Genomic DNA, 26,143 nt, shown 5'->3' with positions numbered 1-26,143 from the left:
TAAGCAGGGCCGGTGATGGCGCGCGAAGGCCGCAGGAGGCCATGAACGAAGGAAAGACCTGCCCCGGCCACCGGCGCGCCAAGCGCCAGTGGCCGAGGCCGGCAAGCGCTAGAAGTCGCGCTTGTAGAAGATGTCCAGGGAGCTGGCGAAGCCGCTGGCGGCCTCCAGGTAGACCTTCTTGCTCAGCTTGTAGCGCAAGGCGATGGTGCTGGCTGGCTCGAAGACCCCTACCCCGTAGCGCAGGCTGAGTCGTTCGGAGATGTTGCCGCTGGCCACTACGCTGGTGGCATTGCCGCTGCCCTGGGTATCGAGCTGGAAATCCTGGATCCCCAGGTTCTTGGCGATACCTGCGGTAAGCTCCGAACTGCCCATCAAGCCCAGGCCGAGGGCCGCCTGGGCAAGCATGTTGTTGTCTTCGCCGCCGGAGCTCAGCGGCCGTCCCAGCACCAGGTAGGACAGGGCCTGCTCCTGGCTCATGGCTGGCTCGGAGAAGATCTTGGTCGTCGGCTGCTCGACGCTGCCGCTCAAACGAATGCCGGCGATCACGTTGTCGGTCTGGCGCACCGCCTCGATATCCAGGTAGGGCTGGTCGATGGGACCGGCGAACAGCAACCGCGCCCGGCGTACCGTCAGGCGCTGGCCGTAGGCACGATAGCGACCATCGTTGAGCCATAGCTCGCCACGGGTGTCCATGTTGTCGCCGATGTGCACATGGCCCTGCAGGTTGGCCGTCAGGCCGAAGCCGCTGAAGGCCAGCTTGTCCTGGCCCACTTCCACGTCGATGTTCATCGCCATGGCCATGGGCGCCTTGCCCTCGACGGCCTGCTGGCCAACGATCACCGTGTCATCGGAGACCTTGACCGTCGATGGCGGCAACTCGCGCACAGTGATCTGGCCCTTGGGAATCGCCACCTTGCCGCTGATCGCCAGCCGGTTGTCCTGCAGGGCGATCTTCAGGTCGGGCGCCACCTCAAGCGCCGCATAGGGCTCGACCGTCACCGGCAGTTGCGCCCCCTTGAGGTTGAGGTCCACCAGCAGCTCCCGGCCCCAGGCGAGGTTGCCATCGAGGCTGCCCTGCCCGCTCTTGCCGCCCTTCCAGGTGCCGTCGAGCCGCACGCGCTCACCCATGATCTGCGCGGTCAGTTGCAGGTCCTCGATGCTGGTGGGCAGTTCGGAACCGGACACCTGGCCACCGCTGAGCTGCAGGCTGCCGTTGACCTGGGGCGCCAGCAGGCCGCCGGACAGCCGGCCGCTGCCGTTCAAGTTGCCATTGAGCTTTTCCACCATGGGCACGAACGGCCGCGCCACGGACAGGTCCAGGCCACTGAGGCGGAACTCCCCGGATAGCGGCTTGTTCTTGGGCAGCGGGTTGATCTGCGCCTGGACCATCAACTGCCCGAGCTTGCCGCCATCGAACTGCAATTGGCTGTCGATGCGCCGTGGCCCCAGCCGCGAGTCGAGCTTGAGCGCCTGGTAGGGAAAGTCCAGCCACTGCTCCTTGTCCTTGACCCGCAGGGTGCCGCCACTGGCATCCACGACGATCTGGCCCTTGGGGCCGCTGGCCGGCAGGTCCAGCTGGACATCGGCATTGAGCAGGCCCTTCCAGGCGAAATCCTTGGGCAGCCACTGGGCCAGGCTGTCGATGGGGAAGCGCTTGAGGTGGTAGCGCAGCTTCGGCTCGGGCATCAGCCGCTGGTCTTCGCCACACAGGCTGGCGTCGCCGCTGACCCAGCAATGGGCGGCGAAGTTGACCGTACCGTTGACCAAGCGTTCGAGCCGCGCCGGGTTCTGCAGCTTCCAGTCCTGGCCACCGCTCTGGACCTCACCGCTGGCCAGCCGTCCGCGCCAGGCGCCCTGGTCCAGGGTGCCATCCAGGCCCAGGGCCAGCTTCAACAGCGGGCCTTGCAGGTCCAGTTGCAGCTGCTGCTTGCGGATGTCGCCCTGGCCAGCCAGGGTCAGGCTACCGAGCTGGGTATCGCCGGCCTGGATGCCACTGCCCTTGAGTTCGATGCGAGCCCTCTGCGCCCCATCGAGGGTGGCATCGAGCTTGAGGCTTTGCAGGCGGTTGTCGGCAAAGGCCAACTGCTGCCCGTTCAACTCCGCCTTGCCCTGGGGCGCCGCGAGCGTCCCGGCCAGGTCCACCCGGCCATTGAGCTGGCCGCGCAACTGCGGCCAGAGCTGGCCCAGGCGCGGCAGACGGATGTCCAACTGGCCGCTGACCTTCTGTTGCAGGCTGCCCGCGCCATTGATCCGGTTATCCCCCAGGCGAATGTCCAGGGTATTGAGGCGCCACTGCTCGCCGGCGCCGTCGGCCTTGGCCTGCAGCAGCGCGGGCTGGCCCCGCAAGCGGCCCTTGAGATCCAGGTCGGCGGCGAGCTTGAGCTGCTGGGTCTTCAGCTCCCCCTGGCTACGCAAGGGTCCGGCAAGGGTTCCGGGTAATTCGGCCAGCCAGTAGGCCGGGTTGATGGCCGACAGGTCCAGGGCGGTATCCCAGGCCAGGCCATCGGCGAACTGCAGGTTCAAGTGCCCCTGGGCCTTGCCCTGGCCGGCGGTCAATTGCAATTGCGGCAGGTGCACCTGGCCCAGGTCGCCACTGAACGGACTGCCGAGGCTGAAGACCCCGGCCGGCCCCTCCAGGTCCCCCTGGAAGTTGCCCAGGTAGTTGCCATCGCGGTACGCCACTTCGGCGTTGAACTTGCGCAGGGCCACGGCCGGCTCTTCGATTCGTGGGTAGAGGCGATGCCAGGGAAAATCCAGCCAGGCGAGCCGGGCCTCGGCGACAAAGCCCTGGCTCCAGTCCAGCTGGCCCTCGAGCTTGAGGCTCTGGTGGTCGCTGGCCTGCAGTTCCAGGGTGGTGATCTGGGCGCCCTTGGCATCGACCTTGCCCTGCAACGACAAGGCCACCGGCCCTTGCTCGGCCGGCAGGCTGGCCTGGCCGACGAGCTGGTAGCCGCGTTTCAGGTCGCCCTTGCCGGTGAGCTGCAGCTGGTCCAATTGCAGGGTATCCGGCAGGTCGGCACTGGCCTTGAAGCCATCCGCGGTGATCCGTACCTGGGCCGGCAGGTCCTGGGCCAACGGTTGCAGTTCACCGCTCAGGCGCCCTTGCAGGTAACCACTGCTGTCGGCCTGCAACTTGAGGGTCTTGAGCAGGTCGCCCTCGACCTGCAGCGCCAGCTCCCAGGGACCGCCGCCGGGAGCCGGCAGGCCAAGGCGGCCCTGGGCAGTCAGGGGCCAGTCGCCCGTGGGTTGCAGCAGGCCGGTCAACGCCAGGGCCAGGTCGTCGCGTTGCAGTTGCAACGCATCGATGCGCAGCCCCTGGGTAGTCCAGTGGGCCGCCAGTTGCAGGCTCTTGAGTTGCTCGCTGCCGTCGAGCAGCAGGCTGCCGAGCCGTACCCGCCCCAGCTCGATGGCCAGCGGCAGGTGCAACTCCGGCAAGCTGATGGGCCCCGGGCTCTCTTGGCCACCGGCCGGAAACTGCAGGCTGACCTGGTCGGCCTCCAGTTGCTCGATGCACAGGGTCATGCGCAGCAGGCAGGCTGGCGACCAGGAAAACTGCACGCCGCGCAGTTCGATCCGCGTGCCGTCCTGCTGCCAAAGCAGATGCCCGGCGCTCCACTGCCCCCCGAGGCGACCGTCGAACTGCTCCAGGCTCAACCCCGGCACCTGGCGCAAGGCCCAGCGGCTGCCGGCCTGGGTCCCGAGGACCGCGGCCAGCGTGAGGATGACCAGGACCACCAGCGCCAGGATCGCCAGCAGCGTTATCTTCAACCCACGCATCACAGCTCTGGCCCCATGGAAAAGTGCAAACGTACACCGCCGTCATCATTCATGGCGTGGGCCAGGTCGACCCGGATCGGGCCCACCGGCGAGACCCAGCGCACCCCGAGCCCGACCCCGGTCTTGAGGTTCGGCAACTCCAGCTTGTCGAAGGAGTTGCCCTGGTCGATGAAGGTCGCGATGCGCCATTTTTCGGCGATCGAGTATTGGTACTCGACACTGCCGGCGACCATGTAGCGCCCCCCGATGCGATCGCCCTTGGAGTTCTTCGGCGACAGGCTCTGGTAGTCGTAGCCTCGCACGCTCTGGTCGCCACCGGCGAAGAAACGCAGGGACGGCGGCACCGATTTGTAGCCGTTGGTGGCGCTCCCGCCGAACTGCACCCGGCCCAGCAGGCGATGGTTGTCCCAGGCCGTGGCCAGGCCCTTGAGCAACACCGTGCCGTACAACAGGTTGTTGTCCGAGCCCAGGCCCTCCTTGGCCACCTTGGTATCGAACTGGATGCGATAACCGTTGTGCGGATCGATACGGTTGTCACTGCGCAGATAGGAATACGTCAGGCCGGGCATCAGCAGGTTGCTCAGGCCCGAGTCATCGCCGAGCCGATACTCTTCGCGCTGGTACTTGAGCGAAACCACCCGTTGCCAGCCACTGGGCAGCTTGCTGTGCCACTCGGGGCCCAGGGTCAACAGCTTGCTCAGGGTATCGGTGCCGGAGATTTCTTCGTTCTGGTAGCCGCCGGCAAATCGCAGCTTGTCGGTCAGGGGCGGGTCCAGGGGAATGTCGTACCACAGCCCGACGTTCTGCCGTGGCGCCGAGACCTCTGCCTCCCAGCCATAGCTGTGGCCCTGGGGATTGACCCAGTGCCGGGTCCAGTTGGCCTTGACCCGTGGACCGACGTCGGTGGAGTAGCCCAGGCCCAGGCCCAGGGTGCGGGGCTTGCGGGTGTCGAGCTGGACCGCCACCGGAATCACTTCATGCTCGGCAGCGGTAGGCGTGGCATCCACCCGCACGGATTCGAAATAGCCACTGGACTGCAGGGCCTGGTTGAGTTCGGCGATCAATTCGGAGTCGTAGGCGGTACCGGCCTTGAACGGCACCATGCGCCGCAGCAGGTCTTCATCGAACAGCGAGTCCCCGCTGAAGCTGACCTTGCCCAGGGCATAGCGCGGGCCGCTGTCGTAGACCAGCTCGATGTCCGCCACCCCGGCCAGCGGGTCCACCCGCAGTTGCTGCCGGGTAAAGCGCCCGCTGAAGAAGCCATAGCGCGAGGCCTGGTTCTGGATCAGGCGCTTGGCGTCTTCGTAGCGCCCATGGTTGAGCACCGCGCCAGGCTTGAGCTGGTCGCTGTCGGGGGTACGAAAGGACTTGAGGGAGGCGGCCGGGCCTTCGACCCGGATGGTCACCTCGCGCAGGTGCACCGGCTCGCCAGGGTCGATACGCAACAACAGGCGCGGTTTGTCGCCGCCCCGTACTTCGCTGGAGATCAATGGCTGGTAGTAGCCCAGGGCCTGGGCGGCTTTCTTGGCCTGCTCCTCGGCACCCCTGCTGAACCTCAGCAGGGCTTCTTCATCTCGGTCGCCAAGATCGCCGATATAACCTTCGATGTTGGCCTTCAACTCGTCGTCGGCAGGTTTGATCCTGACCGCCAATTCGCTTTGCGCCAGCGCCGCGCAACTGCTGAACAGCAGCAAGAAACCGCTGGTGAATCTTCCGGAAAACTTCATAGGCGCGGATGCTATCACGAGCTTGGGAGGGCGATAGAGCGCTCGAGGACGGGGAAAGTTCGATTCAGCCTGTTGCGCTTTGTAAGCGCTGTGGATTGGGATGGAAAAACACATGCTCGCGGACCGGCCCTATCGCCACCTCGCCGATCTCTGCATAACCCTGGCGCTGGTAGAACGCGAGATAGCGCGGGTTGCCGGTATCGAGCACCACGCCCTGGGAGTTGGCGTCCACCGCACACCAGTTGTGCACCGCCTCCAGCAACTGTTCGCCAAAATGCTGGCCCTGGAACTGCGGATGCACGCCCAACAGTGGCAATACATGCAGGGCATCGCTGGGCAGGCAGGCTTGCACCGCGTCATGGTATTCCAGGTAGCGCCGGGTACAGCGAAAGCCCGTGCTCAACACCATGCGCAGCCGCCAGGCCCAACTTTCGGTGATGCCCAGCCGGCGCTGGGGCGGCGCGATCAGCGCGATGCCGATCAGCCGGTCGTTGACCAGCAAGCCGATGGCAGGCAGCTCCTGCAAGAAGTGTTGCTTGACCAGCTCGCGCACCGTGGCCCGCACCCGTTGCTCGTAGCCGGGGCGCTCGGACTCGAAGATGAAACCGAAGGTCGGTTCGTGGCGATAGGCCTGGTACAACAGCGACCGCGCTTCGCGGGAATACCCGCTGTCGAGCATGTGGATATCGGCGATGGCATTGCTGGCCTCGGGCATGACGGTCACTCCTCCCTGGCGCGGCTCGAAAGGTCGCGCTCTTGTATTACGAACCTGGCGCGCCGCTGAACGTTCCCGCGCCCAAGGACATTAGCAGCGCATCGGCGGCACTGCCACGCTGGTCGACCCAGGCGTTGTCAGCTAGCATCGCTGTTTTGCCAGGACCGCCGACCATGAAGATCGTCTCGTTCAATATCAACGGGCTGCGCGCCCGCCCCCATCAGCTGGCGGCGCTGATCGACAAGCACCAGCCGGATGTGATCGGCCTGCAGGAAACCAAGGTCGCCGACGAGCAGTTTCCCCTCGCCGAGGTCCAGGCCCTGGGGTATCACGTGCACTACCACGGCCAGAAAAGCCACTACGGCGTCGCCTTGCTCTCGCGCCAGGCGCCGCTGGCCCTGCACAAGGGCTTCGACGGCGATGACGAAGACGCCCAGCGCCGCTTCATCTGGGGCACTTTCGCCGACGCCGACGGCACGCCGGTGACCATCATGAACGGCTATTTCCCCCAGGGCGAAAGCCGCGACCACCCTACCAAGTTCCCGGCCAAGCAACGCTTCTACAGTGACCTGCAACAGTTGCTGGAAAGCCGCTTCAGCAACGACCAGCCCCTGGTGGTCATGGGTGATGTGAACATTTCCCCGGAAGACTGCGACATCGGCATCGGCGCCGACAACGCCAAGCGCTGGCTCAAGACCGGCAAGTGCAGCTTCCTGCCGGAAGAACGCGAGTGGATGGCACGCCTGAAGAACTGGGGCCTGGTGGACAGCTTCCGCCACCTGAATCCCGAGGTGAACGACCGCTTCAGCTGGTTCGACTACCGCAGCCGTGGCTTCGAGGACGAACCCAAGCGTGGCCTGCGCATCGACCTGATCCTGGCGTCCCGTGGCCTGCTGCCGCGGGTCAAGGCTGCCGGGGTCGACTATGAACTGCGGGGCATGGAGAAACCTTCGGACCATGCGCCGATCTGGCTCGAATTGAGCTGATCGCCAGGCACGAAAAAGCCCATCTGACGATGGGCTTCTTTCTGCCGCTTAGAGCTGGACGCGCTGGATGCGGTCCGTGGTGCCGGCGCTGGCAATCTCGCCGATGGCTCTCTCCAGGGCCTCTTGCGAATCGTAAAGATGGCTGACGAGGATCACCTCACTGCCGGACTTGAGCTTGAAATAGGGCTTGCCGCCCGACGAAATTTTCTTGACGTAGCGCTCGGGAGAGGCGCAGTGTGCGCGGAACAGTGCGAGGGCTGCCTCGGCACTGTCCCGGCAAGGGTAGCGGTCGCTTTGAAGCATGGTCTGCGCCTCCTCTGTCTTGAGCAAGAATCTGCACGCACCACTGCCATACTGCTTCAGTTCAAACCAGGCACTCATCTGCAACTCCTTTGAAAGTCACGAGAACTGGCAGCTCCACGCTGCCGGGGCATCTGCGGGGATAACGCGTTGGCAGTCGCCCCAATCCCCTACAGACAAAGTTGTCCACTCTACGCAGGCCCCAAAGGCTGGTCTTTAGGAAAAATCTCAAAAAATCTAGAGAAAACAGCTATTTATGACGTAGGACTTTCGCTATCTAACGATGATACGCGTCCTTCGTCACAGGCCTGTCATCTCCCTGACTTAATCTCGCCGGCACTTACCTCTTCCTCTATATAGAAGGCCAGTGCCCCATGCCCCGCGTTTTCTCCGCCAGTGAACGAGACATCTGGTGCCGGACCATCAGCCTGTTCCTGATCGGTTTCATTTGTTATTCCCTACCCTGGTCGGTATTCGCCGCCCTGCCCCTGGCGGCGGACGACACCGCAGTGCTGCGTATCCAGGGTTCCAACACCATCGGCGCCCGGCTGGGCCCGGCGCTGGTCAAGGGGCTCATGGAACAACAGGGCCTGCATGGCATCAGGATCGAGGCCAGCAGCAAGGACAACGAGCAACGGGTCATCGGCCAGACCGCCCAGGGCGGCCAGGTCCGGGCGGAGGTGGCCGCCCATGGCTCGAGCACCGGCTTTGCCGCGCTGAACAGTGCCCGAGCCGACCTGGCCGCCGCCTCACGGCCCATCAAGGACAGTGAACTGGTGGAACTGGAGAACCTCGGTGACCTGAAAAGCCCCGACGCCGAGCAAGTCATCGCCATCGACGGCCTGGCGATCATCCTCCACCCACGCAACCCGCTGACCCGCTTGAGCACCGAGCAACTGGCGCGACTGTTCAGCGGCGAGACCAAGACCTGGGAAGACCTGGGCGGGATCGGCGGCCCGGTGCACCTGTATGCCCGGGATGACCAGTCGGGTACCTACGACACCTTCAGGGAGTTGGTCCTTGGCCGACGCGGCAAGGCCCTGAGCCCCGGTGCCAAGCGTTTCGAATCCAGCGAGCAACTGTCCGACGCCGTCAGCCAGGATCCCCAGGGCATAGGCTTCATCGGCCTGCCCTATGTGCGCCAGGCCAAGGCGGTGGCCATCGTCGACGGCGATTCGCAACCGATGCTGCCACTCAACAGCCTGATCGCCACCGAGGACTATCCGCTGTCGCGCCGCCTGTACCTGTACTTGCCGCCCGACAGCCAGAACCCCTGGGCCAAGGCCTTGGTGAGCTTCGCCCAGAGCGCCAAGGGACAAGCCATCGTGGCCGCCAACGGCTTCGTCGCCCAGACCGTGCAAGCCATGAGCGTGGCGCCCAATCCGCAGATGCCCGAGGCTTACCAGGCACTGACCCGGGAGGCCCAGCGCCTGAGCGTGAACTTTCGCTTCGAGGAAGGCAGCGCCAACCTGGACAACAAGGCCCGCCAGGATCTGACTCGGGTCCTGGACTACCTGCGCCAGCATGGCAAGATGACCCGCCAGGTAACCCTGGCCGGCTTCGGCGATGCCAAGGACGACCCCGGCCGCGCCGCCCTGCTGTCCAAGCTGCGGGCCATGGCGGTACGTAGGGAACTGGTGAAGAGTGGCGTGGTGTTGCGCGAGATCCGCGGCTTCGGCGCACAGTTGCCGGTGGCCACCAACGATCTCGACGAGGGCCGGATCAAGAACCGGCGAGTGGAAGTGTGGGTCTATTGAACCCATGCACAGCCTGCCGATGCCCCCATCGACAGGCTGCCAGAGCGGCTATCAGTGTCCGCCGCTGCGCATCAGTTCCCGAGGCACGTACTTGCCGATCTCGTATTTGCCGATCGCCGCCCGGTGCACTTCATCCGGGCCATCGGCCAGGCGCAGGGTACGCTGCATCGCATACATGTAGGCCAGCGGGAAGTCACTGGAAACACCGGCCCCGCCATGGATCTGGATCGCCCGGTCGATCACCCGCAAGGCGACGTTCGGTGCCACCACCTTGATCTGGGCGATCTCGCTCTTGGCCACCTTGTTACCGGCGGTATCCATCATGTAGGCGGCCTTGAGGGTCAGCAGGCGCGCCATGTCGATCTCCATCCGCGAATCGGCGATCTTGTCGATGTTACCCCCCAGCCGCGCCAGTGGCTTGCCGAACGCGGTACGGTTCACCGAACGCTTGCACATCAATTCCAGGGCGCGCTCGGCCATGCCGATCGACCGCATGCAGTGGTGGATGCGCCCCGGGCCCAGGCGCCCCTGGGCGATCTCGAAGCCCCGCCCCTCGCCCAGCAGCACGTTTTCATAGGGCACGCGGACGTTGTCGAAGACCACCTCGGCGTGACCGTGAGGCGCGTCGTCGTAACCGAACACCGGCAGCGGGCGGATGATCTTCACCCCGGGGGTATCCACCGGCACCAGGATCATCGAGTGCTGCTGGTGGCGCGGCGCATCCGGGTTGCTCAGGCCCATGAAGATCAGGATCTTGCAGCGCGGATCGCAAGCACCCGAGGTCCACCATTTCTTGCCGTTGATCACCCACTCGTCGCCATCACGCACCGCCCGGGCCGCCATGTTGGTGGCGTCGGACGACGCCACGTCCGGTTCGGTCATGGCGAAGGCGGAGCGGATCTCGCCACGCAGCAAGGGTTGCAACCAGCGCTGCTTCTGCTCCTCATTGGCATACCGCACCAGCACTTCCATGTTGCCGGTGTCGGGGGCCGAGCAGTTGAACGGCTCCGGCCCGAGCATGGAGCGCCCCATGATTTCCGCCAATGGCGCGTATTCCAGGTTGGTCAGCCCGGCCCCCAGTTCGGACTCGGGCAGGAACAGGTTCCACAACCCTTCGGCCTGGGCCTTGAGCTTGAGCTCTTCCATGATGGCGGTCGGCTGCCAGCGGTCGCCTTCGGCAACCTGGCGCTCGAAAACCGCTTCAGCCGGATAAACATAGGCCTCCATGAACGCGGTGACGCGCTCACGCAGTTCCTGGACCTTGGGGGAATAGGCGAATTCCATGAGCAGCTCTACCTCTATGCAAACGGGTGTGGAGGGACTGGAATCGATGCTAGTTCAGCTACGAAAATTTACCTAGCCTATTCTCGGCGTGTATTAACATTCATCACCGATATATGATCGGCTGATTCTGCTGGCTTCCAAGCCGCCCCCTCACGTGCCCTAACAGCCCCTCGCCGAGGCCAACAACAAGAGTGCAGCGCCATGAATCTGAGCAAGGTCGACCTCAACCTCTTCATCGTTTTCGACGCGATCTACACCGAAGCCAACCTGACCCGCGCCGGCCAGATCGTCGGCATCACCCAGCCGGCGGTGTCCAACGCCCTGGCCCGCCTGCGCGAAACCTTCAATGACCCGCTGTTCGTCCGGACCGCCCAGGGCATGGTGCCGACTCCCATGGCGCAGAACATCATCGGGCCGGTGCGCAACGCCCTCTCGCTGCTGCGGGTCTCGGTCCAGGAGAGCCGGATCTTCAACCCCCTGCAGGCGGTAAAGACCTACCGCATCAGCATGACCGACCTGACCGAGGCGGTGATCCTGCCGCCGCTGTTCCAGCGCCTGCGGCGCCTGGCGCCGACGGTGGCGATCGAGAGCTTTCTCTCCAAGCGCCGGGAAACCACCAAGGAACTGGCGGCCGGGCGCCTGGATTTCGCCGTGGATGCACCGCTCAACACCGACCCCCAGGTGCGTCACGTCAAGCTCATGGAGGACCGCTATGTCTGCGCCATGCGCAAGGGCCATCCACTGGCGGGCAAGGAAAAATTCACCCTGGACGACTACCTGTCCCTGACCCATATCCATATTTCCAGCCGCCGCAGCGGCCTCGGCCATGTGGACCTGGCCCTGGGCAAGATGGGCATCCAGCGCAAGATCGCCCTGCGTTCCCAGCATTACTTGATGGCCTCCCTGGTCTTGCAACAGACCGACATGGTCATGACCGTGCCGGCGCGTTTTGCAAGACGCCACGACTTGCAGGCTTTCAACCTGCCGGTCAACGACGTGCCGCCAGTGGAAACCCATCTCTACTGGCACGAAAGCACCGACCAGGACCCGGCCAACCGCTGGATGCGCGAGCAGATGATCGAGCTGTGCCAGCAGGTCGCCGCCCACGAGAAAAAACTCGACCAGCAGGCAGTCTGAGCCCGAACCGCCAGCGGATCCGCTTCCGGGCCTGGCGGCCAGGAGCGGGTCGGCGATGCAAGGGCACTGCTTGACGTATACGTCAACCTACCTTTAGCTTAGCGCCACGTCCTCCCTTGAGCGTCTCCATGAGCAGTCAGACCTACAGTATTTCCGACCTCGCCCGCGAGCTCGACATCACCACCCGGGCCATTCGCTTCTATGAGGAGCAGGGTCTGCTGGCCCCTGAGCGTCGGGGCCAGGAGCGCATCTATTCGCCACGGGACAAGGTCAGCCTGAAACTGATCCTGCGGGGCAAGCGCATCGGCTTCTCCCTGGCCGAATGCCGCGAGCTGATCGAGCTCTACGACCCCTCCAGCGGCAACCTCAAGCAACTGCACAGCATGTTGGCGAAGATCGCCGAGCGTCGCGCACAGCTCGAACAGCAACTGCTGGACATCGAACAGATGAAACTGGAACTGGATACCGCCGAGGAGCGCTGCACCCAGGCGCTGCAACAGACCCTCCAGAGTCAGAACAACACCGCCCAATGACGCCAGCGACCATGCGGTGCGCAGCGCTCCCCGTCATCACTTGAGAGAAGGTGAACCCCATGTCCCTCCCCAGCCACGTACGCCTGGTCGAAGTCGGCCCCCGCGACGGCCTGCAGAACGAAGCCCAGCCCATCAGCGTCGACGACAAGGTGCGCCTGGTGGACGCCCTGACCGAGGCCGGCCTGGGCTATATAGAAGTCGGCAGTTTCGTCTCGCCCAAGTGGGTGCCGCAGATGGCCGGCTCGGCCGAAGTGTTCGCCCGCATCCAGCGCAAGCCGGGGGTGGTCTACGGCGCCCTGGCACCGAACCTGCGCGGTTTCGAGGATGCCCTGGCGGCCGGGGTCAAGGAAGTCGCGGTGTTCGCCGCCGCCTCGGAAGCCTTCTCCCAGCGCAACATCAATTGCTCCATCAGCGAGAGCCTGGAACGCTTCGCGCCGATCATGGAGGCCGCCCGGCAGCACGGCATCAGCGTGCGCGGCTATGTGTCCTGCGTGCTGGGCTGTCCGTATGAAGGATCGATCGCCCCCGGACAAGTGGCCCTGGTGGCCCGCGAGCTGTACGCCATGGGCTGCTACGAAGTGTCCCTGGGCGACACCATAGGTACCGGCACCGCCGGCGCTACCCGGCGGATGTTCGAGGCAGTGGCCGCAAATGTCCCACGGGACAAGCTGGCCGGGCACTTCCACGACACCTATGGCCAGGCTCTGGCCAATATCTATGCCAGCCTGCAAGAAGGCATCGCGGTATTCGACAGCTCCGTGGCCGGGCTGGGCGGCTGCCCCTATGCCAAGGGCGCCAGCGGTAACGTCGCCACCGAGGACGTGCTGTATCTGCTCGACGGCCTGGGGATCCACACCGGTATCGACATGGACCGCCTGATCGCCGCCGGTAACCGCATCAGCGAAGTGCTGGGCCGGGCCACCGGCTCGCGGGTGGCCAAGGCACGTAGCGCCGGCTGAGCAAAGTGTGCGCCGGTGTGTTACCGACCGCTCTGGAATGGGGCGGAAACGAGTAACACGGAAACAGTTTGTTGATTTTTTTGCGGAGCAGCTTGTCCTACAAAATGATCAAGCCATTGATTTTAAAGGGTTTTAAAAAGTTGGCACAGCTTCTGCTATCTCTATGGCATAACAAGAATAAAAAGCTGCAAACCTAATAAAAATAAGACGAAACGACTCTGACATAACAAGAACAACACGGCAGAGACGCAGCTAACAGATTTTTTTGGAGAAGGTGCACTGTGCGGGACGGCTTGCAAGAGCCATCCGCAATCGGTCAGAGAACAATAAAACTACCCTCGAGGTAGCTCCCGAACCGGTTGGATCGCCCTGGCGACACATTGGATCAGCGCTCAAAAAAATACGTTTGCTCTTGATCCCGGATGGGGGTCGCCCAAAACAGCGGTAAAGGGCCACGGTCGACAAAAACAACAACAGGCCGCCCCTCAATAATAAAAAAGAGCACGCAACGACAAATTAAAGGGGAGCCTCGGCTCCCCTTTGTGCTTCCTGACTTTCGTGTTTTGCACCCTGCCCGCCCCAGCTGCGTGCACCGGGACCGATGCACGCCCCAAGACGATCAGCCCCTGCCCAGATGCTCGCGCAGTTCTTCGGTGCTGATTTCCCGCATGCGGAATTTCTGGATCTTGCCGGTGACGGTCATCGGGAACTCCTCGACGAACTTGAAGTAACGAGGCGTCTTGAAGTGCGCGATGCGCTCCTTGCACCAGGCCTGCAACTCCAGCTCGTTGGCCGTGTGTCCGGGATGGAACTTGATCCAGGCCACGATCTCCTCGCCATAACGGGCACATGGCACCCCCACCACCTGTACATCGGCCACCGCAGGATGAGTGAAGAAGAACTCCTCCAGCTCCCGCGGATAGATGTTCTCGCCACCGCGGATGATCATGTCCTTGTTGCGCCCGGCAATACGCACGTACCCCCGCTCGTCCATCGTCGCCAGGTCGCCGGTGTGCATCCAGCCCGCCGGGTCGATGGACTCGCGGGTACTTTCGGGATTGTTCCAGTAGCCGAGCATCACGCTATAGCCCCGGGTGCAGAGCTCGCCAATGGCGCCACGCGGCAACACATTGCCGGCCTCATCGATGATCTTGCTTTCCAGGTGCGGCTGGGTCCGCCCCACGGTGGTCACCCGCAGTTCCAGCTCGTCGTCCGGGCCGGTCTGCAGTGAAACCGGACTGGTCTCGGTCATGCCATAGGCGATCTGCACCTCGCTCATGTGCATCTCGCTGATCACCCGGCGCATCACTTCGATCGGACAGGTGGCGCCAGCCATGATCCCGGTGCGCAGGCTCGACAGGTCGAACTCGTGGCGCCGGGGCTGGTCGAGCATCGCGATGAACATGGTGGGCACGCCATACAGCGCGGTGGCCCGCTCCTTGGCCACGGCCCCCAGGGTCAGCAGCGGGTCGAAGGCATCGTTAGGATAGATCATGGTGCTGCCGTGGGTGATGCAACCCAGGTTGCCCATGACCATGCCGAAGCAGTGATACAAGGGCACCGGGATCACCAGCCGATCGGCGGCGGTGAGGCCCAGGCTTTCACCGACCATGTAGCCGTTGTTGAGAATGTTGTAGTGGCTCAGGGTCGCGCCCTTGGGGAAGCCGGTGGTGCCCGAGGTGTACTGGATATTCACTGGCTGATCGAAATCCAGGCTGTCCTGGCGGGCCTGCAACTGCTCGGCGCTGGCGCCGGCGGCCAGGTCGCCGAGCTGCGACCACGGCAGGAAGCCCGACGGTGGCCGGGCGTCCAGGCTGATCACCCCACGCAACTCCGGCAGCAGCTGGCTGTGCAACTGGCCAATGGACTGTTCGGCCAGCTCCGGCAGCAACCCCTGGAGCATGCCGTGGTAATCGGACGTCTTGAAGGCCCCGGCGCAGATCAGCCATTGGCAGCCGGACTGCTTGAGCACGTACTCCAGTTCGGCGGCGCGATAAGCCGGGTTGATGTTCACCAGGATCACGCCGATCTTGGCGCTGGCGAACTGGGCAATGCACCACTGGGCACAATTGGGGGCCCAGATCCCCAAGCGGTCGCCGGTCTTGAGCCCCAGGGCCAGCATGGCCCGGGCATGCAGGTCGACCGTCTCGCGTAGTTGCTGCCAGGTGTAGCGCAACTGCTGGTGGTGGACCACCAGTGCCTCGCCCTGGGGATGGGCGGCGACGGTGCTGTCGAAGGCCTGGCCAATGGTCTGCGCCAGCAAGGCGCGGTCTTGCGTGCCACGGGTATAGCTGCGATCCGGCTGGGAACCCGAGTGTTCCATGACGCCCCCTATTGTCTTTATTAGTGGGTGTTCAGGAGCCAGGCCGATGGCGCGAACAAGCCAGGCTCCAAGCGAAAGCCCGATTACTCTGGCGCAAGTTGACGTTTACGTAAAGGGCGATTGACAGCCATTCGACGCAGGTTTACGTTAACGTAAAGGTGAGAGCCAGGCCGCCTGCTCTCCGCGTCTCGTTCCCTCGACAAAAACAAATTTTGAAGGTGCCCCGCCATGAGTTACCCGACCCTGAACTTCGCCCTCGGTGAAACCATCGACATGCTGCGCCAACAGGTCCAGGCCTTCGTCAAGGCGGAGCTGGCGCCCCGGGCGGCACAGATCGACGCCGATAACCTGTTCCCTGCCGACATGTGGCGCAAGTTCGGCGACATGGGCCTGTTGGGCATCACCGTGCCGGAAGAATACGGCGGTGCCGGCCTGGGCTACCTGGCCCATGTGGTGGCCATGGAAGAAATCAGCCGCGGCTCGGCCTCGGTGGCCCTGTCCTACGGCGCCCACTCCAACCTGTGCGTCAACCAGATCAACCGCAACGGCAACCATGAGCAAAAGAGCAAGTACCTGCCCAAGTTGATCAGCGGCGAGCACATCGGCGCCCTGGCCATGAGCGAACCCAACGCCGGCTCCGACGTGGTGTCGATGAAGCTGCGCGCCGACAAGCGCGGCGACCGCTTCGTACTCAACGGCAGCAAGACCTGGATCACCAACGGCCCCGACGCCAACACCTATGTGATCTATGCCAAGACCGACCTGGAAAAGGGTCCCCACGGCATCACCGCGTTCATCGTCGAGCGTGACTGGAAAGGTTTCAGCCGCAGCAACAAGTTCGACAAGCTGGGCATGCGCGGCTCCAACACCTGCGAGCTGTTCTTCGATGACGTCGAAGTGCCGGAAGAGAACGTACTGGGTGCAGTCAACGGCGGCGTGCGGGTCCTGATGAGCGGCCTGGACTACGAGCGCGTGGTGCTCTCCGGCGGCCCGACCGGGATCATGCAGGCCTGCATGGACCTGGTGGTGCCCTACATCCACGACCGCAAGCAATTCGGCCAGAGCATCGGCGAGTTCCAGCTGATCCAGGGCAAGATCGCCGACATGTACACCCAGCTCAACGCCAGCCGCGCCTACCTGTACGCCGTGGCCCAGGCTTGCGAGCGTGGCGAGACCACCCGCAAGGATGCCGCCGGGGTGATCCTCTACTCCGCCGAACGTGCGACCCAGATGGCCCTGGATGCGATCCAGATCCTGGGTGGCAACGGCTACATCAACGAATTCCCGGCCGGCCGCCTGCTGCGCGACGCCAAGCTCTACGAGATCGGTGCCGGCACCAGCGAAATCCGCCGCATGCTGATCGGCCGCGAACTGTTCAACGAAACCCGCTGAAGCAGCTTCAAGCAGAAAGCTACAAGCAGCAAGACAAACAGCGATGCGCGCTTGCAGCCACAACACTGAACATTCTTGCAGCTTGAAGCTTGAGGCTTGATTCTGCGTGAGGAGTCATGATGATCCTGAAGTCACAGTTGAACACTAAATCACCAGAGTTCGCGCAGAACTGGAGCGCCATGGCGGCCCAGGTCGACGCCCTGCATACCTTGCTGGCCCAGGTCCAGCAAGGCGGCGGCGCCAAGGCCCAGGAACGCCATACCTCGCGCGGCAAGCTGCTGCCCCGCGAGCGGATCAACCGCCTGCTCGACCCGGGTTCGCCGTTCCTGGAGATCAGCCCGCTGGCGGCCTACGAGGTCTACGGCGAAGACGTGCCCGCCGCCGGGGTGATCGCCGGCATCGGCCGGGTGGAAGGCGTGGAGTGCATGATCGTGGCCAACGATGCCACGGTCAAAGGCGGCTCCTATTACCCGCTGACGGTGAAAAAGCACCTGCGCGCGCAGACCATCGCCCTGCAGAATCGCCTGCCGTGCATCTACCTGGTGGACTCCGGCGGCGCCAACCTGCCCCGCCAGGACGAAGTGTTCCCGGATCGCGAGCACTTCGGACGGATCTTCTTCAACCAGGCCAACATGAGCGCCCAGGGCATCCCGCAGATCGCCGTGGTCATGGGCTCCTGCACCGCCGGCGGCGCCTACGTACCGGCCATGGCCGACGAAGCGATCATGGTCCGCGAGCAAGCCACTATCTTCCTCGCCGGCCCGCCGCTGGTGAAGGCCGCCACCGGCGAGGTGGTGAGCGCCGAGGACCTGGGCGGTGCCGACGTGCACTGCAAGGTTTCCGGGGTGGCCGACCACTATGCCGAGAGCGATGAGCACGCCCTGGCCCTGGCGCGCCGTAGCGTGGCCAACCTCAACTGGCACAAGCAGGGCCAGTTGCAGCAACGCACGCCGATCGCCCCGCTGTATGCTCGGGATGAGCTGTATGGCGTGGTGCCGGCCGATCCCAAACAGCCGTTCGACGTGCGCGAAGTCATCGCGCGCCTGGTGGACGGTTCGTTGTTCGATGAATTCAAGGCGCTGTTCGGCACCACCCTGGTATGCGGCTTCGCCCACCTGCACGGCTACCCGGTGGCGATCCTGGCCAACAACGGCATCCTGTTCGCCGAGGCGGCGCAAAAAGGCGCCCACTTCATCGAACTGGCGTGCCAGCGCGGCATCCCGTTGCTGTTCCTGCAGAACATCACCGGCTTCATGGTGGGGCAGAAATACGAGGCCGGCGGCATCGCCAAGCATGGCGCCAAGCTGGTGACGGCGGTGGCGTGCGCCCAGGTGCCGAAATTCACCGTGATCATCGGGGGCAGCTTCGGTGCCGGTAACTACGGCATGTGCGGCCGCGCCTACGATCCACGCTTCTTGTGGATGTGGCCCAACGCGCGGATCGGCGTGATGGGCGCCGAGCAGGCCGCCGGCGTGCTGGTACAGGTCAAGCGCGAGCAGGCGGAACGCAGCGGACAGGGGCTCGACGCGACCCAGGAAGCCCAGATCAAGCAACCGATCCTCGACCAGTACGAGCACCAGGGACACCCCTACTACTCCAGCGCACGGCTGTGGGACGACGGCGTCATCGACCCGGCGCAGACCCGCGAGGTGCTGGCCCTGGCGTTGTCCGCATCCCTCAACGCCCCTATCGAACAGAGCCGTTTCGGCGTGTTCCGCATGTAATCCTGCGCGAGAAGATCATGAGCGATTTCAATACCCTGGAACTGCTGCGCGACCCTCGTGGCTTCGCCACCTTGTGGCTCAGCCGTGAAGAAAAGAACAACGCCTTCAACGCCGAGATGATCCGCGAGCTGATCCTGGCCCTGGACCAGGTGCAAGGCGACCCCAACCTGCGCTTCTTGCTGTTGCGCGGTCGTGGCCGGCATTTCAGCGCCGGCGCCGACCTGGCCTGGATGCAGCAGTCGGCCGAACTGGACTACAACACCAACCTCGACGACGCCCGGGAACTGGCGGAGTTGATGTACAACCTGGCCAAGCTGAAGATCCCGACCCTGGCGGTGGTGCAAGGCGCGGCCTTCGGCGGTGCCCTGGGCCTGATCAGCTGCTGCGACATGGCCATCGCCAGCGACGACGCACAATTCTGTTTGTCGGAAGTGCGCATTGGCCTGGCCCCGGCGGTGATCAGCCCGTTCGTGGTCCAGGCCATCGGCGAACGCGCTGCCCGGCGCTATGCCTTGACCGCCGAGCGCTTCGACGGTCCGCGTGCGCGGGACATCGGCCTGCTGGCCGAGAGCTACCCGGCGGCAGAGCTGGAACAGCACGTCACCCGCTGGATCGACAACCTGCTGCTCAACAGCCCCCAGGCCATGCGTGCCAGCAAGGACCTGTTGCGCGAAGTGGGCAACGGCGCCCTGACCACCGCCCTGCGCCGCTACTGCGAAAATGCAATCGCGCGGATCCGCGTCAGTCCCGAAGGGCAGGAAGGCCTGCGGGCGTTCCTGGAAAAACGCCCACCCAGCTGGCAGACCGAGACCACGACCAAGGAGTCCCGCTGATGAGCGCGCCGATCCTAGATACCCTGCTGGTGGCCAACCGCGGCGAGATCGCCTGCCGCGTGATGCGCACCGCCAAGGCCCTGGGCCTGACCACCGTGGCCGTGCACAGCGCCACCGACCGCGATGCCCGCCACAGCCGTGAAGCGGATATCCGCGTGGACCTGGGCGGCAGCAAGGCCAGCGAAAGCTACCTGCAGATCGACAAGCTGATCGCCGCCGCCAAGGCCAGCGGCGCCCAGGCCATCCACCCCGGTTATGGCTTTCTTTCCGAGAACGCCGGTTTCGCCCGGGCCATCGAGGCCGCCGGGCTGATCTTCCTCGGCCCACCGGCTTCGGCCATCGACGCCATGGGCAGCAAGTCGGCGGCCAAGGCCCTGATGGAAACCGCCGGTGTACCGCTGGTGCCGGGCTACCACGGCGAGGCCCAGGACCTGGAAACCTTCCGCAGCGCCGCCGAGCGCATCGGCTATCCGGTGCTGCTCAAGGCCACCGCCGGTGGCGGCGGCAAGGGCATGAAGGTGGTGGAGGACGTCAGCCAGCTGGCCGAAGCACTGGCCTCGGCCCAGCGTGAAGCACAGTCGTCGTTCGGCGATTCGCGGATGCTGGTGGAAAAATACCTGCTCAAGCCACGGCACGTGGAGATCCAGGTCTTTGCCGACCAGCACGGCAACTGCCTGTACCTCAACGAGCGCGACTGCTCGATCCAGCGCCGCCACCAGAAAGTGGTGGAAGAAGCCCCGGCTCCCGGCTTGAGCGCCGAGCTGCGCAAGGCCATGGGCGAAGCCGCGGTACGGGCGGCCCAGGCCATCGGCTACGTCGGCGCCGGCACCGTGGAATTCCTGCTCGACGCCCGCGGTGAATTCTTCTTCATGGAGATGAACACCCGCCTGCAGGTGGAACACCCGGTCACCGAAGCCATCACCGGCCTGGACCTGGTGGCCTGGCAGATCCGCGTGGCCCGTGGCGAAACCCTGCCCATGACCCAGGACCAGGTACCCCTGCTGGGCCATGCCATCGAAGTGCGTCTGTACGCCGAGGACCCGGGCAACGACTTCCTGCCGGCCACCGGCCGCCTGGAGCTGTATCGTGAGTCCGCCAGTGGCCCTGGCCGGCGCGTGGACAGCGGCGTCGAGGAAGGCGACAGCGTATCGCCGTTCTACGACCCGATGCTGGGCAAGCTGATCGCCTGGGGCGAGGACCGGGAACAGGCTCGCCAGCGCCTGCTGAGCATGCTCGATGAGTTCGCCATCGGCGGCCTGAAGACCAACCTGGCGTTCCTGCGCCGGATCATCGCCCACCCGGCCTTCGCCGAGGCCCAACTGGATACCGGCTTCATTCCACGCTACCAGGAGCAACTGCTGCCGGCGGCCCGCGAGCTGGACGAGGACTTCTGGCAGGCGGCGGCCCAGGCCTACAGCCAGAGCCTGGCGCGGCGCGAGCGCCAGGACGATCCGCATTCGCCCTGGGCGGCGGTCGATGGCTGGCGCAGCGGCTTGCCGGCGCAGGTCACCCTGCACCTGAGCGCCGACGGCCAGGACCGGGCCATCAGCCTGCAGACCCTTGGCGTCGACTACCGCTTGCAGGGTGAACGCCTGCTGGTGGAGCGCCAAGGCGTGCGCCGCGAGCACCGGGCCATCCGTCGTGGCGACACCCTCTACCTGCACTGGCAGGGCGAGATGCACAGCGTCACGGCCTACGACCCGATCGCCGCGGCCGACGCCAGCCACAGCCAGCACGGCGGCCTCACTGCCCCCATGAACGGCAGCATTGTCCGGGTCCTGGTGGACGTCGGGCAAAGCGTCGAAGCCGGCGCGCAACTGGTGGTGCTCGAGGCCATGAAGATGGAACACAGCATCCGCGCGCCCCACGCCGGTATCGTCAAGGCGCTGTATTGCCAGGAAGGCGAGATGGTCAGCGAAGGCAGTGCGCTGGTGGAGCTGGAACAGCCAGCCTGATGAGCAAGGCCCGCCGCCAGGCGGGCTGCGTGAACGCTGCGGCCCACACGCAGCCATGGACTAGCCCCGGATGCAAAAAGCCCCTTCCTGAAACCAGGAAGGGGCTTTGTCGACTGAGGGCGCCTGCGTCTTCAGAACTTCGCGGTCGCTTGCACCACCACGCCGATGATCCGGCAATCGTCGTTGTAGAGCATCTTCGGGTATGTGGGATTGAGAGGCGCCAGGTAACGCTGGCCGCCCTCCTGCACCAACTTGCGAAAGAGCGCCTCGGCGCTGCCGGGACACTGCACGACCACCAGCTTGCCGGGCTCGGCCGCAATGGCCGGGTCCACCAGGATCAACATGCCCTGGCTGATGCTCATGCCAGTGGGCGCGATCATCGCGTCACCCACCACCCTCAACCAGAACGCCGCGCCCTGGGCCTGGTAGTCGGACAACTCGTAGCGCTCAGGCACATAGCTCGGCTGGCCATCCTCACGGACTTCGCCGGCGCTGCGCCAATCACTGACCGGATAACGGAAGTACGGGTTGTACCTGTCCACCAGCGAAGGTTCCTGCTCCAGGGGCTCGCCGTGATCGTTGACCAAGGGCTTTTCACGGACCACCAGCACCACTTCGAGAAAACCCATGCCGATCTCTTCCAGCACCCGGTTCATGTCTTCGATCTTGGGCTGGCGCCGCTTGCTCAACCAATGGCCAATGCCGCCCTGGGACATGCCCAGGCGCTCGGCGAGCTTCTCCTGCGTGACCTTGCGGCCTTTCATGTTGGCCTTGACCAACTCGATCCATTTATCCATGGGCGGAACAATACGTTGTGTATTTTCCGCCTCAACACACAAGTTGTAGTATTTGAAATGGCGTCACAATTACAATAAGTATTAATCTGTGCCTGCCCCCCTCTTTTCATTTTCTCAAGACAAGGCAGAACCCATGAACACAAGCAGCAAGGACGTGCCGGAACTCGATACAGAGGCCTCATTCAGCTCACTTACGGGCAAGCATGCAATGCGACGAGCGATGGACCACCCTATGGAGCCACCCCACGGCAGCATCGGCAAGGAGGAGAAATTCTTCGAGATAAGAAGCAGCCTCAGCAGCGAGGAAGCCATGATCCATGCCTCCGACCTGCTGCGCTGCGCGGCCGCCACCGCCTACGGCGCGGCCGACAACCTGCATGGGCCCAATCGAGACCTGGCGTTCTCGGTGGTGCATATGATCGACCTGGCCAAGGCCCTGGTGGACAAGTCCCTGGAAGGCCAACGGCATGAAATCGCCTGAAATGCAGACGCCCCGCCAGCCCGAAACGGGTGCAGGGGAATCCAGGGTGAAAAAATTCGAGCAGGCAGGGAAAAACGTTTGACTTGCAAATGATAATGATTATTATTGCAAGCAGCTGATCGCGAGATCGGTCGATGATCCAAGGGACCTTAGGTCGGACCTCTGGATTATCTCCTCATCAGGCTAATCACGGTTTTTGACCCGGCTTTTGCGCCGGGTCTTTTTTTTGCCAGTCATGCTGGCTTGGCTTCAGGCTAATGAAGACGTGGATGACGCAAAAATAATGGCGGCGATGATAGCAAAAGAATGCCCTTTTGCAAGCAAAGGGCCGCGCTAGAAGGCCCCGCATTTCCTAAAGTAGCGCTTGAGAATCAATCGCATACAAACTAAGCTTCATCAGCGTCAAGGACGACGCCCCCCTTCTTTTGCCCCCTCCGATGTGTAGAGTAGCGGTCACAACAATCCTGTTCAGGAACCGACCATGACGGTGGGCAATCACTCTTCTTTTCACATCAGCGCCGACTTCGACAGCGGCAACATCAATGTGCTGGACACCAGCAATCCGCTCCAGGTAGAGCTGGCCATCCGCCCTGATACCCAGAGCCCGCACTTCCAGTGGTTTCACTTCAAGGTCAGCGGCCTGCATGTCGGCCAGGAACATTGGTTCCGCCTGACCAACGCCAGCCAGTCCTCCTACAACAAGGCCTGGACCGGCTACCACGCCGTCGCCTCCTACGACCACGTGAACTGGTTTCGCGTCCCGACGATCTTCGAAGGCGACGCCCTGCGCTTCAGTCTCGAAGCCACCCAGACCCACGCCTGGTTCGCCTACTTCGAACCCTACAGCCGTGGCCGCCACGACTGGCTGATCGACCAGGCCCTGACCAAGGCCGGCACCGAACTGCTGGCCGTGGGCAAGAGCGTCGAAGGCCGCGACATCCAGTTGCTGCGCAAGGGCAGCGGCGCCCCAGGCCAGCGCAAGCTGTGGATCATCGCCCAGCAGCACCCCGGCGAGCACATGGCCGAGTGGTTCATGGAAGGCGTGATCGAACGCTTGCAACGCCATGATGACGCCGAGCTCAACGCCCTGCTGGCCAAGGCCGACCTGTACCTGGTGCCGAACATGAACCCGGACGGCGCCTTCCACGGCCACTTGCGCACCAATGCCAAGGGCCAGGACCTGAACCGCGCCTGGCAGGACGCCAGCCAGGAGCTCAGCCCGGAAGTGCTGTTCGTCCAGCAGCAAATGGAGCAGTACGGGGTCGACCTGTTCCTCGACATCCATGGCGACGAGGAGATTCCCCATGTCTTCACGGCCGGCTGTGAAGGCAACCCGGGCTACACCCCGCGCCTGGCCAAGCTCGAAGAACATTTTCGCAGTCACCTGAAGCACAAGACCCGGGACTTCCAGACCCTCCACGGCTATACCCGCGACAACCCCGGCCAGGCCAACATGACCCTGGCCTGCAATGCCGTCGGGGAAAAATACGATTGCCTGGCGCTGACCCTGGAAATGCCGTTCAAGGACCACAACGATGCGCCCAACCCGCTCACCGGCTGGTCCGGCAAGCGCTCCATGCAGCTGGGCAAGGATGTGCTGAGCACCCTGGCCGACCTGGTGGACAGCCTGCGCTGAGCGAAACCCACGACTGCGCGAGCCCCTCGCGCAGTCGTCGCGGTCTCAAGCCACGGGTATCCGCAGGCAGTCCTCCGGCCCCAGCAACCGACCGTCGGCAGAACGCAGCTCCAGCGCCCGCAGCGGTTGCCGGGTCTGGCGGTCGACCAGTTGCGAATGCGCCTCCCCCTCCGCATAGAAAAACGCCTCGCCCCATTGGCGCAAGCCGATGATCAAAGGGAACAGGCCCTTGCCCTTGTCCGTCAGCACGTACTCCTGGTAGGCGCTGCCGTCGGAAGCCGGCACCACGTCCAGCACCCCGTGCTCCACCAAGGTCCGCAGGCGCGCGGCGAGGATGTTCTTGGCCATGCCGAGGTTGCGCTGGAACTCGCCGAAACGGCGGATACCGTCGAAGGCGTCGCGCACGATCAGCAACGACCACCAATCGCCGATGGCGTCGAGTGAGCGCGCCACCGGGCATTCAGCGTCTTGCAGGCGGGTGCGTTTGACCATGGTGGGGAAACTCCGATAAGCCTGGGAAAACTGGTTGCAATATAAAACCGTGACGACTACCGTACAACTGGTTTCATAAAGCAACCAGAAACGGAGCCTGCCATGCCAGCTGATTCGCCCACCATCGCCGCCGCGACGCTCTCATCCAAAGTGGTGCTGCTATTCGCCACCGCCTGCGGCCTGGCGGTCGGCAACGTCTACTACGCCCAGCCGCTGCTGGACGCCATGGCCCAAAGCTTCGGCCTGGCCCCGGCCACCGTGGGCATCGTCATCACGCTGACCCAGGTGGGCTACGGCCTGGGCCTGCTGTTGCTGGTCCCCCTGGGCGACCTGCTCGACCGTCGCCGGCTGATCGTCACCCAGACCCTGCTCTCGGTGCTGGCGCTGCTGGTCGTGGCTCTGGCGCCGAACGGCACCTGGCTACTGCTGGGCATGGCGGGCGTCGGCTTGCTGGCGGTGGTGACCCAGGTCCTGGTGGCCTACGCCGCCAACCTGGCGCAACCGGAACAACGCGGGCGGGTGGTCGGCGTGGTCACCAGTGGCGTGGTGCTGGGCATCCTCCTGGCCCGTACCGTGGCCGGGGGCATGGCCGACCTGGCGGGTTGGCGTTCGGTGTACCTGCTGTCCGCCGGACTGACCCTGATGGTGGCCCTGGCCCTGTGGCGGGTCCTGCCGGCCGTGCAGCGCCCCCCGGCAGCCCAGGGCTACCTGCACCTGTTGGGCTCGCTGCTGCATTTGTTCAAAGAGGAGAAGATCCTGCGTGACCGGGCCGTGCTGGCCATGCTGACCTTCGCCGCGGCCACCACCCTATGGACGCCGCTGGTGCTGCCCCTGAGCGCCCCGCCGCTGTCGCTCAGCCATACCCAGATCGGCCTGTTCGGCCTGGCCGGGGCCGCCGGCGCCCTAGGGGCCGCGCGGGCCGGACAACTGGCCGACCGAGGCCTGGCGCAATGGGCCAGCGGCCTGGCCCTGGGCCTGATGCTGCTCTGCTGGATCCCCATCGGCCTGACCCAATGGTCGCTGTGGGCCCTGCTGGTTGGGGTAATCGGCCTCGACCTGGGCCTGCAGGCCGTGCATGTCACCAGCCAGAGCCTGATCTACAGTGTGCGTCCCGAGGCCCAGAGCCGCCTGGCGGCCGGCTACATGCTGTTCTACTCCATCGGCAGCGCCACGGGCTCCATCGCCGCCACCGGCACCTATGCCTGGGCCGGCTGGACCGGCGTCTGCCTGCTGGGCGCGGGCATCAATGCCATGGCGCTGGGCTACTGGCTATGGAGCCTGGCCCCACAGCGCCCGCGCGCCAGCCAGCCCTGCCCGCTGGAAAGTGCCTGACGT

Annotated in this window: 20 protein-coding genes; 12 read left to right on the top strand and 8 right to left on the bottom strand. The window is 64.4% G+C overall.

From position 1 onward, the window contains the following. Positions 1-108: 108 nt before the first annotated feature. The 3 genes from H7A76_RS13725 to H7A76_RS13715 form a co-directional block, all read right to left on the bottom strand. A complete protein-coding gene (locus tag H7A76_RS13725; RefSeq protein WP_185698988.1) occupies positions 109-3,780 on the bottom strand; it encodes a translocation/assembly module TamB domain-containing protein in 3,672 nt (1,223 codons plus the stop codon). Next, positions 3,777-5,504, bottom strand: coding sequence for an autotransporter assembly complex protein TamA (locus H7A76_RS13720; protein WP_185698987.1), 1,728 nt, complete (start codon positions 5,502-5,504; stop codon positions 3,777-3,779). The genes H7A76_RS13725 and H7A76_RS13720 overlap by 4 nt, the downstream gene beginning before the upstream one ends. Before the next feature lie 64 nt (positions 5,505-5,568). Further along, on the bottom strand, positions 5,569-6,219 hold the full coding sequence (locus H7A76_RS13715) for a GNAT family N-acetyltransferase (protein ID WP_185698986.1): 651 nt from the start codon (positions 6,217-6,219) through the stop codon (positions 5,569-5,571). 173 nt (positions 6,220-6,392) lie between these two features. On the opposite strand from H7A76_RS13715, the gene xthA reads away from it, so the two are divergent. Continuing rightward, positions 6,393-7,205 carry an exodeoxyribonuclease III gene (xthA, locus tag H7A76_RS13710; protein ID WP_185698985.1) on the top strand — a complete coding sequence of 271 codons (813 nt, stop codon included), beginning with the start codon at positions 6,393-6,395 and terminating at the stop codon, positions 7,203-7,205. Positions 7,206-7,253: 48 nt separating this feature from the next. Here the strand turns inward: xthA and H7A76_RS13705 are convergent, their stop codons facing one another. Continuing rightward, positions 7,254-7,586 carry a YegP family protein gene (locus tag H7A76_RS13705; protein WP_185698984.1) on the bottom strand — a complete coding sequence of 111 codons (333 nt, stop codon included), beginning with the start codon at positions 7,584-7,586 and terminating at the stop codon, positions 7,254-7,256. A gap of 293 nt (positions 7,587-7,879) precedes the next feature. Between H7A76_RS13705 and H7A76_RS13700 the strand changes: the two genes are divergently transcribed. Next, the gene (locus H7A76_RS13700; protein ID WP_185698983.1) at positions 7,880-9,262 is read left to right on the top strand and encodes a substrate-binding domain-containing protein; all 1,383 of its coding nucleotides are present in this window, start codon (positions 7,880-7,882) and stop codon (positions 9,260-9,262) included. A gap of 51 nt (positions 9,263-9,313) precedes the next feature. On the opposite strand, the gene H7A76_RS13695 is transcribed toward H7A76_RS13700, so the two are convergent. Beyond that, positions 9,314-10,546: an acyl-CoA dehydrogenase gene (locus H7A76_RS13695; RefSeq protein ID WP_185698982.1), complete on the bottom strand. Its 1,233-nt coding sequence runs from the start codon at positions 10,544-10,546 to the stop codon at positions 9,314-9,316. A 201-nt stretch (positions 10,547-10,747) separates the two neighbouring features. Here H7A76_RS13695 and H7A76_RS13690 point away from each other — a divergent pair, with 201 nt between their 5' ends. The 3 genes from H7A76_RS13690 (at position 10,748) to H7A76_RS13680 (ending at position 13,175) form a co-directional block, all read left to right on the top strand. After that, positions 10,748-11,683 (top strand): LysR family transcriptional regulator, encoded by a 936-nt coding sequence (locus tag H7A76_RS13690; RefSeq protein WP_085598502.1) that lies wholly within the window; start codon positions 10,748-10,750, stop codon positions 11,681-11,683. Between the two features lie 128 nt (positions 11,684-11,811). Next, positions 11,812-12,216, top strand: coding sequence for a MerR family transcriptional regulator (locus tag H7A76_RS13685; protein ID WP_185698981.1), 405 nt, complete (start codon positions 11,812-11,814; stop codon positions 12,214-12,216). A gap of 59 nt (positions 12,217-12,275) precedes the next feature. Next, complete coding sequence (locus H7A76_RS13680; RefSeq protein WP_185698980.1) at positions 12,276-13,175, top strand: hydroxymethylglutaryl-CoA lyase; 900 nt, start codon at positions 12,276-12,278, stop codon at positions 13,173-13,175. A gap of 619 nt (positions 13,176-13,794) precedes the next feature. Here the strand turns inward: H7A76_RS13680 and H7A76_RS13675 are convergent. After that, the gene (locus tag H7A76_RS13675) at positions 13,795-15,498 is read right to left on the bottom strand and encodes an AMP-binding protein (RefSeq protein WP_185698979.1); all 1,704 of its coding nucleotides are present in this window, start codon (positions 15,496-15,498) and stop codon (positions 13,795-13,797) included. A 228-nt stretch (positions 15,499-15,726) separates the two neighbouring features. On the opposite strand from H7A76_RS13675, the gene H7A76_RS13670 reads away from it, so the two are divergent. The 4 genes from H7A76_RS13670 (at position 15,727) to H7A76_RS13655 (ending at position 21,402) form a co-directional block, all read left to right on the top strand. Continuing rightward, complete coding sequence (locus H7A76_RS13670; protein ID WP_022639680.1) at positions 15,727-16,890, top strand: isovaleryl-CoA dehydrogenase; 1,164 nt, start codon at positions 15,727-15,729, stop codon at positions 16,888-16,890. Positions 16,891-17,006: 116 nt separating this feature from the next. Further along, positions 17,007-18,614: a carboxyl transferase domain-containing protein gene (locus H7A76_RS13665; RefSeq protein ID WP_185698978.1), complete on the top strand. Its 1,608-nt coding sequence runs from the start codon at positions 17,007-17,009 to the stop codon at positions 18,612-18,614. Between the two features lie 17 nt (positions 18,615-18,631). After that, the gene (locus H7A76_RS13660) at positions 18,632-19,447 is read left to right on the top strand and encodes a gamma-carboxygeranoyl-CoA hydratase (RefSeq protein ID WP_185698977.1); all 816 of its coding nucleotides are present in this window, start codon (positions 18,632-18,634) and stop codon (positions 19,445-19,447) included. Beyond that, positions 19,447-21,402, top strand: coding sequence for an acetyl/propionyl/methylcrotonyl-CoA carboxylase subunit alpha (locus H7A76_RS13655; protein ID WP_185698976.1), 1,956 nt, complete (start codon positions 19,447-19,449; stop codon positions 21,400-21,402). Before H7A76_RS13660 ends, H7A76_RS13655 begins: the two co-directional genes overlap by 1 nt. A 131-nt stretch (positions 21,403-21,533) precedes the next feature. Here H7A76_RS13655 and H7A76_RS13650 read toward each other — a convergent pair whose 3' ends face one another. Next, positions 21,534-22,199 (bottom strand): LexA family transcriptional regulator, encoded by a 666-nt coding sequence (locus tag H7A76_RS13650; protein WP_185698975.1) that lies wholly within the window; start codon positions 22,197-22,199, stop codon positions 21,534-21,536. Positions 22,200-22,332: 133 nt separating this feature from the next. Here H7A76_RS13650 and H7A76_RS13645 point away from each other — a divergent pair, with 133 nt between their 5' ends. Both H7A76_RS13645 and H7A76_RS13640 read left to right on the top strand, forming a co-directional pair. Continuing rightward, positions 22,333-22,680, top strand: coding sequence for a DUF6124 family protein (locus tag H7A76_RS13645; RefSeq protein ID WP_185698974.1), 348 nt, complete (start codon positions 22,333-22,335; stop codon positions 22,678-22,680). A gap of 481 nt (positions 22,681-23,161) precedes the next feature. Further along, positions 23,162-24,316, top strand: a complete 1,155-nt coding sequence (locus tag H7A76_RS13640; RefSeq protein ID WP_185698973.1) for a carboxypeptidase family protein — start codon at positions 23,162-23,164, stop codon at positions 24,314-24,316. A 45-nt stretch (positions 24,317-24,361) separates the two neighbouring features. Here the strand turns inward: H7A76_RS13640 and H7A76_RS13635 are convergent, their stop codons facing one another. Next, on the bottom strand, positions 24,362-24,808 hold the full coding sequence (locus H7A76_RS13635; protein ID WP_185698972.1) for a winged helix-turn-helix transcriptional regulator: 447 nt from the start codon (positions 24,806-24,808) through the stop codon (positions 24,362-24,364). Positions 24,809-24,910: 102 nt separating this feature from the next. On the opposite strand from H7A76_RS13635, the gene H7A76_RS13630 reads away from it, so the two are divergent. Next, a complete protein-coding gene (locus tag H7A76_RS13630; RefSeq protein ID WP_185698971.1) occupies positions 24,911-26,140 on the top strand; it encodes an MFS transporter in 1,230 nt (409 codons plus the stop codon). The last annotated feature ends 3 nt before the right edge of the window (positions 26,141-26,143 follow it).

This window comes from Pseudomonas sp. MSSRFD41, assembly GCF_014230245.1.
Taxonomy (GTDB): domain Bacteria; phylum Pseudomonadota; class Gammaproteobacteria; order Pseudomonadales; family Pseudomonadaceae; genus Aquipseudomonas; species Aquipseudomonas piscis.
This window is presented reverse-complemented; position numbering and strand designations above follow the sequence as displayed.

What these genes read in the sequence shown, in the direction of transcription:
- H7A76_RS13720 (WP_185698987.1), bottom strand. Translation starts at nt 5,504, where the DNA reads ATGAAGTTTTCCGGAAGATTCACCAGCGGTTTCTTGCTGCTGTTCAGC.
- H7A76_RS13715 (WP_185698986.1), bottom strand. Translation starts at nt 6,219, where the DNA reads ATGCCCGAGGCCAGCAATGCCATCGCCGATATCCACATGCTCGACAGC.
- xthA (WP_185698985.1), top strand. Translation starts at nt 6,393, where the DNA reads ATGAAGATCGTCTCGTTCAATATCAACGGGCTGCGCGCCCGCCCCCAT.
- H7A76_RS13705 (WP_185698984.1), bottom strand. Translation starts at nt 7,586, where the DNA reads ATGAGTGCCTGGTTTGAACTGAAGCAGTATGGCAGTGGTGCGTGCAGA.
- H7A76_RS13700 (WP_185698983.1), top strand. Translation starts at nt 7,880, where the DNA reads ATGCCCCGCGTTTTCTCCGCCAGTGAACGAGACATCTGGTGCCGGACC.
- H7A76_RS13695 (WP_185698982.1), bottom strand. Translation starts at nt 10,546, where the DNA reads ATGGAATTCGCCTATTCCCCCAAGGTCCAGGAACTGCGTGAGCGCGTC.
- H7A76_RS13690 (WP_085598502.1), top strand. Translation starts at nt 10,748, where the DNA reads ATGAATCTGAGCAAGGTCGACCTCAACCTCTTCATCGTTTTCGACGCG.
- H7A76_RS13685 (WP_185698981.1), top strand. Translation starts at nt 11,812, where the DNA reads ATGAGCAGTCAGACCTACAGTATTTCCGACCTCGCCCGCGAGCTCGAC.
- H7A76_RS13680 (WP_185698980.1), top strand. Translation starts at nt 12,276, where the DNA reads ATGTCCCTCCCCAGCCACGTACGCCTGGTCGAAGTCGGCCCCCGCGAC.
- H7A76_RS13675 (WP_185698979.1), bottom strand. Translation starts at nt 15,498, where the DNA reads ATGGAACACTCGGGTTCCCAGCCGGATCGCAGCTATACCCGTGGCACG.
- H7A76_RS13670 (WP_022639680.1), top strand. Translation starts at nt 15,727, where the DNA reads ATGAGTTACCCGACCCTGAACTTCGCCCTCGGTGAAACCATCGACATG.
- H7A76_RS13665 (WP_185698978.1), top strand. Translation starts at nt 17,007, where the DNA reads ATGATGATCCTGAAGTCACAGTTGAACACTAAATCACCAGAGTTCGCG.
- H7A76_RS13660 (WP_185698977.1), top strand. Translation starts at nt 18,632, where the DNA reads ATGAGCGATTTCAATACCCTGGAACTGCTGCGCGACCCTCGTGGCTTC.
- H7A76_RS13655 (WP_185698976.1), top strand. Translation starts at nt 19,447, where the DNA reads ATGAGCGCGCCGATCCTAGATACCCTGCTGGTGGCCAACCGCGGCGAG.
- H7A76_RS13650 (WP_185698975.1), bottom strand. Translation starts at nt 22,199, where the DNA reads ATGGATAAATGGATCGAGTTGGTCAAGGCCAACATGAAAGGCCGCAAG.
- H7A76_RS13645 (WP_185698974.1), top strand. Translation starts at nt 22,333, where the DNA reads ATGAACACAAGCAGCAAGGACGTGCCGGAACTCGATACAGAGGCCTCA.
- H7A76_RS13640 (WP_185698973.1), top strand. Translation starts at nt 23,162, where the DNA reads ATGACGGTGGGCAATCACTCTTCTTTTCACATCAGCGCCGACTTCGAC.
- H7A76_RS13635 (WP_185698972.1), bottom strand. Translation starts at nt 24,808, where the DNA reads ATGGTCAAACGCACCCGCCTGCAAGACGCTGAATGCCCGGTGGCGCGC.
- H7A76_RS13630 (WP_185698971.1), top strand. Translation starts at nt 24,911, where the DNA reads ATGCCAGCTGATTCGCCCACCATCGCCGCCGCGACGCTCTCATCCAAA.